The sequence below is a fragment of the Serratia sp. 14-2641 genome, from assembly GCF_001692375.1.
In the GTDB taxonomy this organism is placed as follows: Bacteria; Pseudomonadota; Gammaproteobacteria; order Enterobacterales; family Enterobacteriaceae; genus Chania; species Chania fonticola_C.
The window spans coordinates 60397-72837 of sequence record NZ_LXKR01000066.1; the positions used below are offsets into that span (position 1 = coordinate 60397).

11 protein-coding genes are annotated in these 12441 nt (G+C 51.3%); 6 read left to right on the top strand and 5 right to left on the bottom strand.

Translation table 11 applies throughout. From position 1 onward, the window contains the following. Nucleotides 1–33: 33 nt before the first annotated feature. The 3 genes from A6U95_RS21485 to A6U95_RS21495 all read left to right on the top strand — a co-directional run bounded on the left by A6U95_RS21485 (nt 34) and on the right by A6U95_RS21495 (nt 5234). The gene (locus A6U95_RS21485; RefSeq protein ID WP_065685945.1) at nt 34–3126 is read left to right on the top strand and encodes a beta-galactosidase; all 3093 of its coding nucleotides are present in this window, start codon (nt 34–36) and stop codon (nt 3124–3126) included. 213 nt (nt 3127–3339) lie between these two features. Beyond that, nucleotides 3340–4602 carry an MFS transporter gene (locus tag A6U95_RS21490; protein ID WP_065685946.1) on the top strand — a complete coding sequence of 421 codons (1263 nt, stop codon included), beginning with the start codon at nt 3340–3342 and terminating at the stop codon, nt 4600–4602. A gap of 23 nt (nt 4603–4625) precedes the next feature. Continuing rightward, nucleotides 4626–5234 carry a maltose acetyltransferase domain-containing protein gene (locus tag A6U95_RS21495; protein WP_065686208.1) on the top strand — a complete coding sequence of 203 codons (609 nt, stop codon included), beginning with the start codon at nt 4626–4628 and terminating at the stop codon, nt 5232–5234. Between the two features lie 156 nt (nt 5235–5390). On the opposite strand, the gene purB is transcribed toward A6U95_RS21495, so the two are convergent. From purB to rluE, 5 genes are all read right to left on the bottom strand, one after another. Continuing rightward, the gene (purB, locus tag A6U95_RS21500) at nt 5391–6761 is read right to left on the bottom strand and encodes an adenylosuccinate lyase (RefSeq protein WP_024529948.1); all 1371 of its coding nucleotides are present in this window, start codon (nt 6759–6761) and stop codon (nt 5391–5393) included. Between the two features lie 21 nt (nt 6762–6782). Beyond that, nucleotides 6783–7409 carry a high frequency lysogenization protein HflD gene (gene hflD, locus A6U95_RS21505; protein WP_021804670.1) on the bottom strand — a complete coding sequence of 209 codons (627 nt, stop codon included), beginning with the start codon at nt 7407–7409 and terminating at the stop codon, nt 6783–6785. A 2-nt stretch (nt 7410–7411) separates the two neighbouring features. After that, nucleotides 7412–8515 (bottom strand): tRNA 2-thiouridine(34) synthase MnmA, encoded by a 1104-nt coding sequence (gene mnmA, locus A6U95_RS21510; protein WP_021178255.1) that lies wholly within the window; start codon nt 8513–8515, stop codon nt 7412–7414. A gap of 95 nt (nt 8516–8610) precedes the next feature. After that, a complete protein-coding gene (locus A6U95_RS21515) occupies nt 8611–9057 on the bottom strand; it encodes an NUDIX hydrolase (protein WP_065685947.1) in 447 nt (148 codons plus the stop codon). A 9-nt stretch (nt 9058–9066) separates the two neighbouring features. Next, nucleotides 9067–9693, bottom strand: a complete 627-nt coding sequence (gene rluE / locus A6U95_RS21520) for a 23S rRNA pseudouridine(2457) synthase RluE (RefSeq protein WP_065686209.1) — start codon at nt 9691–9693, stop codon at nt 9067–9069. Between the two features lie 140 nt (nt 9694–9833). Here rluE and icd point away from each other — a divergent pair, with 140 nt between their 5' ends. From icd to A6U95_RS21535, 3 genes are all read left to right on the top strand, one after another. Next, a complete protein-coding gene (icd, locus tag A6U95_RS21525) occupies nt 9834–11087 on the top strand; it encodes an NADP-dependent isocitrate dehydrogenase (RefSeq protein WP_021804667.1) in 1254 nt (417 codons plus the stop codon). A 372-nt stretch (nt 11088–11459) separates the two neighbouring features. Continuing rightward, nucleotides 11460–11945 carry a hypothetical protein gene (locus tag A6U95_RS21530; RefSeq protein ID WP_138106354.1) on the top strand — a complete coding sequence of 162 codons (486 nt, stop codon included), beginning with the start codon at nt 11460–11462 and terminating at the stop codon, nt 11943–11945. 6 nt (nt 11946–11951) lie between these two features. Further along, the gene (locus tag A6U95_RS21535) at nt 11952–12323 is read left to right on the top strand and encodes a hypothetical protein (RefSeq protein ID WP_065685949.1); all 372 of its coding nucleotides are present in this window, start codon (nt 11952–11954) and stop codon (nt 12321–12323) included. Nucleotides 12324–12441 lie beyond the last annotated feature (118 nt).

Here is a 12441-nt window from a genome sequence, read left to right on the forward strand (position 1 = left end):
AATTGTGAGCGCATAACATTTTGGAGGGGAAGCATGAACGCATCTCAAACAGGGAAATCACTCAGCGCTGTTTTATCTCGTCGAGACTGGGAAAATCCTGCCTGTACGCAATACCGTCGCCTACCAGCACACCCGCCATTTCAAAGTTGGCGCAATGAGCAAGATGCCAGAGAAGATAGAGCTTCAGCGCAGTCTGTTTCATTAAATGGGACCTGGAAGTTTAGCTATTTTAGTCAGCCAGAACGGGTGCCGGAGACTTGGCTACAGAGCGATCTGGACAACGCTGATGAAATACAGGTGCCGTCAAACTGGCAATTGGCAGGCTATGACGCACCGATTTATACCAACGTCACCTATCCGATCCCGGTTAACCCGCCCTTCGTCCCGGTAGAAAACCCTACAGGATGTTATTCGCTCACATTTAATGTCGATGATGGGTGGCTATCGCAGGGGCAGACCCGGATTATTTTCGACGGTGTCAATTCTGCGTTTTATCTGTGGTGCAATGGTCACTGGGTTGGCTATTCACAAGACAGCCGTTTACCTGCTGAATTCGATCTCAGCGACGTTTTGGTTCCAGGGGAAAACCGGCTGGCGGTGATGGTATTACGCTGGTGCGACGGTAGTTATCTGGAAGATCAGGATATGTGGCGCATGAGCGGGATTTTCCGCGATGTCAGCCTGTTGCATAAACCCGCCACTCATCTGAGCGATATCACTATTACCACGCCATTAAGCGACAGTTTCCGCCGAGGGGAATTGGTGGTAGAGGTGCGAGCTCATCAGCCACAACAACACCGGGTGCAGGTGCAACTGTGGCGTAAAGATGCCCTGATCGCCGAGAAAATGCAGGACTTCGGCAGCGAGATTATCGATGAGCGCGGCGCTTATGATGAGCGCACGACCCTGCGTTTGTCGGTGGATCAACCCGCCTTGTGGAGTGCAGAGACGCCAGCACTGTATCGTGCAGTGGTCAAGTTGCTCTCCCCAACCGGTGAATTGGTGGAGGCTGAAGCCTATGATGTGGGTTTCCGACAGATTGAGATCAGCAACGGCTTGCTAAAGCTTAACGGACAGCCGCTATTGATACGTGGCACCAACCGCCATGAGCACCATCCAGAGCATGGCCAAGTCATGGATGAAGCCACTATGCGTCAGGATATCCTGCTGATGAAGCAGCATAATTTCAACGCTGTGCGCTGTTCCCATTATCCTAACCACCCGCTGTGGTACAAGCTGTGCGATCGCTACGGCCTGTATGTAGTGGATGAGGCTAATATTGAAACCCACGGCATGCAGCCGATGAACCGGCTAAGCAACGATCCGCTCTGGCTACCCGCCATGAGCGAGCGCGTTACGCGTATGGTGCAGCGTGACCGTAACCACGCTTGTATTATCATCTGGTCATTGGGCAATGAATCTGGCCATGGGGGCAACCATGATGCTCTGTACCGCTGGATAAAAAGCGAGGATCCTACCCGTCCGGTACAGTATGAAGGCGGCGGAGCCAACACAGCCGCAACGGATATTATCTGCCCGATGTACGCAAGGGTTGAGCAGGATCAACCCTTCCCAGCGGTACCCAAATGGTCGCTCAGCAAGTGGATCGGTTTACCCGACGAACAGCGTCCGCTGATCCTGTGCGAGTACGCCCATGCCATGGGCAATAGCTTTGGCGGTTTTGATCGTTATTGGCAGGCTTTTCGTAAACATCCGCGACTGCAGGGGGGCTTTGTCTGGGACTGGGTCGACCAAGGTCTGACGCGTCTTGCCGATGATGGTCAATCATACTGGGCCTACGGCGGCGACTTCGGTGATACGCCTAATGACCGCCAATTTTGTCTAAACGGGTTGGTATTCCCCGATCGCAGTCCGCACCCGGCACTGTTTGAAGCGCAACGTGCCCAGCAGTTTTATCAGTTCCAAATGCTCGAACAGCAGCCGTTAACGATTGAAGTGAACAGTGAGTATTTATTCCGTACCAGCGATAACGAGCGGCTTTATTGGAATGTAGCCTTGGACGGGAAAGCTATTGCACAGGGCGAGGTTGAACTGTCATTAGCGGCGCAGGGTACGCAGAAAATCGTACTGGGTGACATTCCCGAACTGAACGAGAGCGGTGAACTGTGGTTGAGCGTGGAGGTTCGCCAAATCAAGGCAACAGCATGGTCTGAAGAACATCATCGTTGTGCCTGGGACCAGTGGCGTTTATCTCGACCATTAACCTTACCAACCGACCACAGTGACGTTCAGGCGCCGTCACCTCGGTTGAACGAGCATAATGACGCTTTCAGCATTGAGTGGGGGACACAGCGCTGGCAGTTCAATCGGCAAACCGGTTTGCTTGAGCAGTGGTGGCAGGATGAAAAAGCCGCTCTGTTGACGCCGTTACGCGACAACTTTACCCGTGCACCGCTTGATAATGACATTGGGGTGAGCGATACCACTCACATCGATCCTAATGCATGGGTAGAACGTTGGAAGAGAGCTGGTATGTACGCGCTAGAAACGCGCCTACTGCAATGTGAAGTTGATGCGATTTCCCAAGGCGTACAGATCTGCACAGCCCATGCTTATACCTACCAAAACAACATCATGTTTATCAGCCGCAAGACCTTTTTGATTAACCGCCTGGGTAAACTGCATATTGATGTCAACGTTGATGTAGCCCATGGAATTCCAGCGCCTGCACGGATTGGCTTGAGCTGCCAACTTGCGGAGGTTGCTGAACGCGCAACGTGGCTGGGGTTAGGCCCACACGAAAACTACCCTGACCGCCAGCTTTCCGCTCAGCTTGGGCGGTGGACGTTACCGCTTTCTGAGCTACATACGCCATACATTTTCCCAACGGAGAATGGATTACGTTGCAATACTCGGCAACTGAATTTTGGCCACTGGCAGTGGCAGGGGGATTTCCACTTTGGCCTCAGCCAATATGGCCAGCAACAATTGGCTGATACCTCGCATAACCATTTGTTGCGTGCGGAGCAGGGGGTTTGGGTCAATATAGATGGTTTCCATATGGGGGTCGGCGGTGATGACTCATGGAGCCCGAGTGTGAGCCCGGATTTTATCTTGGATGCTGAGCACTATAACTATAAGTTGGTTTGGCAGTACGGCGGATAATACTTATTCATCATGGGATGGATTCTTAGTTGCACTTGTTTACCTCAGTCACATGGTTATCTATGTGACTGGGGGCGTGGGTTTAGCACCTTCCCGCAACTCGAGTATTTAAAATACGGAAAACTATCTATCTCCTACCTGATGAAAATATAAATAATGTCGCGTACTTGAGTATGAGCTCAAACGCGCTTGGGTTTTGCACAAGGAGTTCGCATGTACTATTTAAAAAACACTAACTTCTGGATGTTTGGGCTATTTTTCTTTTTCTACTTCTTCATCATGGGCGCCTATTTTCCGTTTTTCCCTATCTGGCTGCATGACATCAACCAGGTCAGTAAAAGCGATACCGGCATTATCTTTGCCAGCATCTCCTTCTTCTCATTACTGTTTCAGCCGATATTTGGCTTGCTGTCGGATAAGCTGGGGTTGAGAAAACACTTGCTGTGGATAATCACAGGGATGCTGGTGTTGTTTGCGCCGTTCTTTATCTATGTTTTTGGCCCGTTACTACGCACCAATATTGTTTTAGGCTCCATTGCGGGTGGGATTTATCTTGGCTTCATTTATAACGGAGGTGCGCCGGCTATTGAAGCGTATATAGAGAAAGTAAGCCGCCGTAGCTCGTTTGAATTTGGCCGCGCGCGTTTATTTGGCTGTGTGGGTTGGGCGTTGTGTGCCTCTGTGGTTGGCATCATGTTTACCATCAACAACGAATTTGTATTCTGGTTAGGCTCTGGTTGTGCCGTGATACTGGCGATCCTGTTACTTATCGCCAAGCCTGAAACCGGCAGTACCGCCCAGGTTGCTGACAAATTGGGCGCTAACACCAAGCCATTTAATTTACGCTTGGCGTTCGAATTATTGAAAGACTCAAAACTGTGGTTTTTAGCCCTGTACGTGGTAGGCGTTTCCTGTACCTATGATGTGTTTGATCAGCAATTCGCCAACTTTTTCACTTCGTTCTTCTCTTCTACCGATCAAGGAACGCGTGTTTTTGGTTATGTCACCACGATGGGGGAGTTGCTGAATGCCTCAATCATGTTTTTTGCACCGCTCATTGTGAATCGTATCGGTGGGAAAAATGCGCTGTTGCTCGCGGGGCTAATCATGTCTATACGTATTATCGGCTCTTCATTTGCCTCTACGCCGTTAGAAGTGGTTATTCTGAAAACCTTGCATATGTTTGAAATTCCGTTCCTGATCGTCGGCTGTTTTAAATATATCACTTCGGTATTTGAGGTGCGTTTCTCTGCCACTATTTATCTGGTTTGCTTCTGTTTCTTTAAACAATTAGCCATCATGTTTATGTCGGTCTTTGCCGGGAACATGTATGAAAAAGTCGGCTTCCACGGAACCTACCTTATCCTGGGGCTTATTGCGCTAACGTTTACTCTGATATCAGTCTTCACTTTGTCGGGACGTGGGCCGCTGTCAGCTTTTAAACGTGAACCTGAAGCCGTAAGGGATATGGCATAGTCAACGACAAGGATAATGCGATGATGACGCAACGGGAAAAGTTAGCCAGTGGGTGTTTATACACTGATATGGATGAAGGTATGGCAGAAGAGCGCCTGCGCGGAAAAGAATTGGTTTATGACTTTAATCATACGCGGCCTTCAGAGCGGACCAAACGTGAAGCGCTGATCCAACAACTGATGGGAAGGATTGGCAAGAACTCTTGGATTGAGCCGCCACTGCATGTTGCCTATGGTAGCCAGATCACTATTGGGGATAACTTTTATGCCAACTTTAATCTGGTTGTGGTGGACGACGGTAAGGTTCAGATTGGCGATAATGTGATGATTGCACCGAATGTCACGATATCTACCACGGGGCACCCGGTGGATCCTGCGGTGCGTATTACCGGCCAGCAGTTTTCTTTGCCCGTAACCCTTGAAGATAATGTCTGGATTGGGAGTGGGGTCATCATTAACCCTGGCGTTACCATTGGCCGTAACAGCGTTATTGGTGCTGGAAGCGTGGTGACCAAGGATGTGCCTGCAGACGTGGTTGCTGTGGGCGTTCCCTGCCGCGTACTAAGACCAATCGGTGAGCACGATCGAGTTTTCTACCATAAAGGGCGGCGTTTCACAGATAGCTCACTATAAAACGGCAAGATAATCTTTTCGCTGCGTAGGGTCGCTGATCTTGCCGGCTTGTTGTTTCATAGGTGATCCGGCTGTGGGATCAGGTTCAGCTCGGTTAAAGTTTACCCGCCCTTGGGCGGGTAACTAAAGAGCCTTTAAAGATACAAGGGAAGACGCTTACTTCAGCTCGTCAACCATGGTGGTGGCGCGGCCAATATAGTTAGCTGGCGTCATGGCTTTCAGGCGGGTTTTCTCGTCTTCTGGCAGTTCCAGGCTATCGATAAAGGTTTGCATACCTGCCGCATCCACGCGTTTGCCACGGGTCAGCTCTTTCAGCTTCTCATACGGTTTTTCGATGCCGTAGCGGCGCATCACGGTCTGGATCGGCTCGGCCAGCACTTCCCAGTTGTGATCCAGCTCATCCAGCAGGTGCGCACGGTTCACTTCCAGCTTGCTGATGCCTTTCATGGTGGCCTGATAGGCAATCAGCGCATAGCCCAGGCCCACGCCCAGATTACGCAGCACCGTGGAGTCCGTCAGGTCACGTTGCCAGCGGGAAACCGGCAGTTTGCTAGCCAGATGGCCCAGTACCGCGTTAGCCAGGCCCAGGTTGCCTTCGGAGTTCTCGAAGTCGATAGGGTTAACCTTGTGCGGCATGGTGGAAGAACCGATCTCACCGGCAATGGTTTTTTGCTTGAAGTGGTTCAGGGCGATGTAACCCCAGATATCACGGTCAAAGTCGATCAGGATGGTATTGAAACGCGCCACGCAGTCGAACAGCTCGGCGATATAGTCATGCGGCTCGATCTGGGTGGTGTACGGGTTCCAGGTCACCCCCAGCGAAGTGACAAACTCTTCGCTGAAACGGTGCCAGTCCACTTCCGGATAGGCCACGATGTGGGCATTGTAGTTGCCCACCGCGCCGTTGATTTTACCGAGGATCTCTACGCGCTCTAGCTGGCGATATTGACGCTCCATCCGGTAGGCCACGTTGGCAAACTCTTTACCCACGGTAGACGGGGTAGCTGGTTGACCATGGGTACGGGACAGCAGGGGAATATCGCGATATTCCAGCGCCAGACCTTTGATGGATTCGATGATCTTGCGCCAGTGCGGCAACACCACATCCTGACGCGCGGTGTGCAGCATCAGCGCGTGGGACAGGTTGTTGATGTCTTCAGAGGTACAGGCGAAGTGGATAAACTCGGACACGGCGTGCAGAGCGGGTACCGCTTCCACTTTCTCTTTCAGGAAGTATTCCACCGCTTTCACATCGTGGTTGGTGGTGCGCTCGATGGTCTTGATGCGCTGGGCGTCTTCTTCACTGAATTCTGCGACGATCTTATCGAGGTAAGCGTTTGCGTCGGCGTCAAAAGCGGGAACTTCTTTGATCTCTGCGCAAGCGGCCAGTTTTTGCAGCCAACGTACTTCAACCTGCACGCGGAATTTCAGCAAGCCATACTCGCTGAAAATGGTGCGCAGTGCGCTGACTTTATCACCGTAGCGTCCATCAATGGGGGAAACGGCGGTCAGTGAGGATAATTCCATCGGTAGCAACTCCTGGGAAGTTTAACAATGAGCAACGATATTTTGCGCCTGCTTGAGCAGACGATTACGGGAAAACATTAACTGCAGGCGGCTACCGCCAACCTGCTGCCACAGCACGGCGGCACGAATACCGGCGAGCAGGGTGGCACGAACCTTGGCCTGCACCTGCGGATTTTGCAAGATGGCGGGTGAACCTGTTACCTGAATACGCGGCCCTAATGGTGCCACGACATCGACATAGATACCGGCCAGGGCGCTGATGATGGTATCTGAACCCAGTTCATAATGCGCCAACTGACGCTCCAACTGGCTCAAGCGCTCGCCGAGCGTATTCATCGCCGTTTTGTTGGCGTTCAGCTTGCGCTCCAGCACCATCAGGCTGATGGTGTAGCGGGTCAGTTCGGCAGCCGGGCCTTTGTTATTGGCGTTGAGTACGCCAATCAAGGTTTCCAGCCCCATCTTCAGGTTACGCTCTTCGCCGCCGAACACCGCCAGGGTAGAAGGGGGATCCATCTGCAACAGGCTGTTGAGTGAGGTATGGAAGGCTTCGCCATCCATTTGCCCTTCGTGCGCCAACTGCTGTACCAGACGGGCAGCTTGGCTAATCCCGGCCATGGCCAGCGTGATGTCGTAATAATTCTTCGCCACGGTTACTCCTGTATACGCTGTTCAATAATGCCGCCGCCCAGGCAGATATCGCCCTGATAAAACACGGCGGACTGACCTGGGGTGACGGCTGCGACCGGCTCGTCGAAGCGGACTTCGATGCGCTCGGCGTCTAGCGGCGTCACGGTGCAGGGAATATCCTGCTGGCGATAACGGGTTTTAACCGTACAGCGCAGAGGTTGTGTCAACGGCAGGCGATCCACCCAATGCAACTGCTGGGCGATCAGGCCGATAGACATCAGGCGCGGATGTTCGTGGCCTTGAGCGACCACCAGAATATTGTTGGCGACGTCTTTATCTACCACGTACCACGGATCTTCGCTGCTGTCTTTCATACCGCCGATGCCCAAGCCTTTACGCTGGCCGAGGGTGTGGTACATCAAGCCCTGGTGCTCGCCGATGGTTTGGCCGTCGACGCTAACAATCGGGCCTGGCTGTGCTGGTAGATAGCGGCCAAGGAAGTCGCGGAATTTACGTTCGCCGATAAAGCAGATGCCGGTAGAGTCTTTTTTCTTGGCGGTAACCAGTTCCAGTTGCTCCGCAATGCGGCGTACCTCTGGCTTTTCCAACTCACCGACCGGGAACAGGCTTTGTGCGACCTGCTCGTGGCTCAGGGTATACAGGAAATAGCTTTGGTCTTTGTTACCGTCGACGCCGCGCAGCAGGCGGCTTTTGCCATCCACGTCCTGGCGGCGGACATAGTGACCGGTAGCGATAAAATCCGCCCCCAGATCTTCAGCCGCAAACTCCAGGAACGCTTTGAATTTGATTTCTTTATTGCACAGGATATCCGGGTTAGGGGTACGGCCTGCCTTGTACTCTTCAAGGAACAGCTCGAACACGTTGTCCCAGTATTCCGCCGCGAAGTTCACCGTATGCAGCTCGATGCCCAGCTTGTCGCAGACGGCTTGCGCATCGGCCAAATCGGTGGCGGCCGAGCAGTATTCCTCGTCGTCGTCTTCTTCCCAGTTCTTCATGAACAACCCAGCGACCTGATAGCCCTGTTGTTGTAACAGATAGGCGGTAACGGAAGAGTCGACGCCGCCGGACATTCCGACGATCACTTTTTTCTGGCTGTTGTCTGACATGGGGATCTCACGAACTTGAACACGTACTGTGCGATAAAAAACAAGCGCAGGATTTTACCACGTTGGCCGCCTGCGCGCACGGCCCTTATTTGCCGTTAAAGCGGCCAGTTAAAGCTGGCAACCAGCGACAACGGGTAGCGTTCCGGCTGCTGATAACAACGGATCGTCTCGGCCACCAGCGGTGAACGCAGGTTTTCAGCCTCCAGGATCTGCTCGGCGGTCAGCCACAGACAGCGGTCGATGTCATCGTCTTGCGGCTCGGTGGGCAGCGGCTGCTCCAGCTCAATCACAAAGCAGAAGCGCAAAAACGGCGTGCGGTCTGGCGCGATCCACTGATGCATCCGCAGGAAAGACTGCGGCGTGGAGCGGATGCCGGTTTCTTCCCACAACTCGCGCTCGGCGGCCTGGACCAGCGTTTCATCCGCTTCGAGATGGCCGGCCGGTTGATTCCACAGGGCTTTACCGTTGATGGTTTCTTCGACCACCAAAAATTTACCGGCGGCATGAACCACGCAGGCAACGGTGACGTGCGGCTTAAACATGGCGGTTCCTTATAGTGAATCGACGGTCTGCCATTCCCCAGGTTGCAAGCTCCCCAGGGAAAGATTGCCCATACTGTAACGAATCAGGCGCAGGGTAGGGAAGCCGATATGTGCCGTCATGCGACGCACCTGGCGGTTTCGGCCCTCGTAGAGCGTGATTTTCAGCCAACTGGTGGGGATGGTCTTGCGTTCGCGGATGGGTGGAGTACGTGGCCATAACCATTCTGGTTCTTCGACCAGCTCCGCTCCGGCGGGCAGGGTTGGCCCATCGGTCAGCGTAACGCCAAGGCGCAATGCAGCCAGATCGCTCTCTTGGGGTTCGCCTTCCACCTGCACATAATAAATCTTACCGGTGCGTTTGCCAGGCTGGGTTAGCTGCGCCTGTAGCTTACCGTCGTTGGTAAGCACCAGTAAGCCTTCGCTGTCGCGATCGAGCCGCCCGGCGGCATAAACATCGCTGAAAGGAATGAATTTTTTCAGAGTGACGCGGCCGGCTTCGTCGGTAAACTGTGGTAACACATCAAAGGGTTTGTTGAAGATAACCACTCGCCGCGGCGCCTGGGATTTCTGGCGTGCTGCGGGTTTACTGCGGCTGAATCGTTTAACTTGGTGATTTTTAACAGAGAATTTAGTCATGGTCTTTGCGATTTCGAATGTTAAGCGCATTATAGCCTAATCCGTTTCGGATTGGCGCGAGCTGAATATTCAAGTAGTATTGACACGCATCTTACAAAGCATTAACAAAAATTGCGCTTGAAGACAGAAAGGAGAGGTTGATGGAAAGCAAAGTAGTTGTTCCGGCAGAAGGTAAAAAGATTACGGTTGATGCCCAGGGTAAACTGGTTGTTCCGCATAACCCTATCATCCCGTTCATCGAAGGTGACGGTATTGGCGTTGACGTTACTCCTGCCATGATCCACGTGGTGGATGCAGCGGTTAAAAAGGCCTACCACGGCGAACGTAAAATCTCCTGGATGGAAATCTATACCGGTGAAAAATCCACCCACGTTTACGGGAAAGACGTGTGGCTGCCGGAAGAAACACTGGAACTCATTCGTGACTACCGCGTAGCGATCAAAGGCCCACTGACTACGCCAGTGGGTGGCGGTATTCGTTCTCTGAACGTGGCACTGCGCCAGCAGCTCGATCTGTACGTGTGTCTGCGCCCGGTGCGTTATTACCAGGGCACACCAAGCCCGGTTAAGCAGCCTGAGCTGACCGATATGGTGATTTTCCGTGAAAACGCCGAAGACATCTATGCCGGTATCGAATGGAAAGCGGGTTCTGCAGAAGCCGACAAAGTGATCAAGTTCCTGCGTGACGAAATGGGCGTGAAGAAGATCCGTTTCCCAGAGCAGTGCGGTATTGGCGTTAAGCCTTGTTCCGAAGAAGGCACCAAACGCCTGGTTCGTGCGGCCATCGAATATGCGATCACTAACGATCGTGATTCAGTGACGCTGGTTCACAAAGGCAACATCATGAAGTTCACCGAAGGTGCCTTCAAGGATTGGGGCTACGAACTGGCACGTGAAGAGTTCGGTGGTGAACTGATCGACGGCGGCCCATGGCTGAAAATCAAAAACCCGAACACCGGTAAAGAGATCGTGGTTAAAGACGTGATCGCCGACGCCTTCCTGCAGCAAATCCTGCTGCGCCCGGCTGAATACGACGTGATCGCCTGTATGAACCTGAACGGTGACTACATCTCCGACGCCCTGGCAGCTCAGGTTGGCGGTATTGGTATTGCCCCTGGTGCCAACATCGGTTCCGACTGTGCGCTGTTTGAAGCTACCCACGGCACTGCACCTAAGTATGCTGGCCAGGACAAAGTGAACCCAGGTTCCATCATCCTGTCCGCTGAGATGATGCTGCGTCACATGGGTTGGTTCGAAGCGGCTGACCTGATCGTTAAGGGCATGGAAGGCGCTATTGCTGCCAAGACCGTGACTTATGATTTCGAGCGCCTGATGGAAGGCGCTAAACTGCTGAAATGTTCAGAGTTTGGCGACGCTATCGTTAAGCACATGTAAGTGTGTTTTGGCGTTAAATAAGAACGGGAGCCTAATGGTTCCCGTTTTTTTACCCTCAAAAACCCTCCGCAAGACTGTGCAAAAGATGAGCTTTTTCATGCCTAATAATCAACCGCTAAAATCTCATTCAAGGAGATTAGCGCCTCGGTTTTGAAAGTTATTGTCGAGATGATTAACAAATTCCTGGTAACCACTACGCAAACAACGTTGGCATCAGTACGGCAAAGACCGCCAACGCGGCGCGCTACCTCTGGGGAATTGCTCTATTCATCACAAAGATGACTAGCTAGTTCAGATTGCTGTTTTTCTCACTTTCTTTTGCGTTCTATTGGCATTAGGATGTTACAAAATGTTAGGTATGGAGACGAGGATGTGAGGAAAGTAAGTTTAACTTTTATTCTTTTAGGAACGGTTCTTTTATCAGGTTGCACATATGATGTAACAGGTAAAGGTTGGGATCTTCATAGGTTTGAATGCCCTAATATAACTGAAAATGTGAAGCGTGATACGGTTGGTAAATCTGACTTCATCAACAACTTGCAACAAATGGCCTCTCTAGCTAGTTTATTCAATGATATAGGGGAAAAAAAGCTAAAAACCGCTCAAGCTAAAGCAGATCAAGCGTACATAGAAGAAGTACACGCATGTACATTAACAACGCGCGAAAATGCTATTAAATTTTCAGAACAACAATTCCAACAGTTAAAGTCAGTGCCAATGAGTGAACAGGAAAAAGCAGCACTTATAGATACATATGCAGACTGGGTCACCTTTATGCAAAAAATATCTGTTAATAATGATGCCGCTCAAGAATTAAATAATTTTAAAGCCGCTGCAAATAAATACTTGCTAATGTGAGGAAAAATGAAAGTTTATAAATGGATTGCCCTCATCCTTCCTGTCGCTTTATCTGGTTGTTTCATTGCCAACGTTGAATCCGGAAGGGCGTATAACGGGATGGATAGTGAATACACCTCATCTATGAATACGGAAATTACGGCGGCATGTATAAAAAATGCTTGGCAAAACAGTGATGTTCACATGGGGCTTACCGCAGCTGGTGTCAGTCAGCGAAATACTGGCGATATGATAACACTATATACTCTTAATTATACAGAAATAGTTGATGTTTCACCTTCAGCTGATGGTAAAAGCAAAGTCATTTTTTACCATAATGGGGATAAAATTTGGGGCACTAAGAAAACGTTAATTTCCGCTATAAAAGGGTGTCTCTAAACGTTCTTCCTATTATCAATATAACCTAGCCAGCATTAAAGCTGGCTTTTTATCTTGCTGGTTGAGTTACCAATAGCCGCGACTGCCCTCAATAAATATTTACCTCCACGTTTAGGTT

Bases quoted from the DNA above. Each gene is read 5' to 3' on its own strand.
- rluE (WP_065686209.1), bottom strand. From the start codon at position 9,693: ATGACTAAATTCTCTGTTAAAAATCACCAAGTTAAACGATTCAGCCGC.
- icd (WP_021804667.1), top strand. From the start codon at position 9,834: ATGGAAAGCAAAGTAGTTGTTCCGGCAGAAGGTAAAAAGATTACGGTT.
- mnmA (WP_021178255.1), bottom strand. From the start codon at position 8,515: ATGTCAGACAACAGCCAGAAAAAAGTGATCGTCGGAATGTCCGGCGGC.
- A6U95_RS21490 (WP_065685946.1), top strand. From the start codon at position 3,340: ATGTACTATTTAAAAAACACTAACTTCTGGATGTTTGGGCTATTTTTC.
- purB (WP_024529948.1), bottom strand. From the start codon at position 6,761: ATGGAATTATCCTCACTGACCGCCGTTTCCCCCATTGATGGACGCTAC.
- A6U95_RS21485 (WP_065685945.1), top strand. From the start codon at position 34: ATGAACGCATCTCAAACAGGGAAATCACTCAGCGCTGTTTTATCTCGT.
- A6U95_RS21535 (WP_065685949.1), top strand. From the start codon at position 11,952: ATGAAAGTTTATAAATGGATTGCCCTCATCCTTCCTGTCGCTTTATCT.
- A6U95_RS21515 (WP_065685947.1), bottom strand. From the start codon at position 9,057: ATGTTTAAGCCGCACGTCACCGTTGCCTGCGTGGTTCATGCCGCCGGT.
- A6U95_RS21495 (WP_065686208.1), top strand. From the start codon at position 4,626: ATGACGCAACGGGAAAAGTTAGCCAGTGGGTGTTTATACACTGATATG.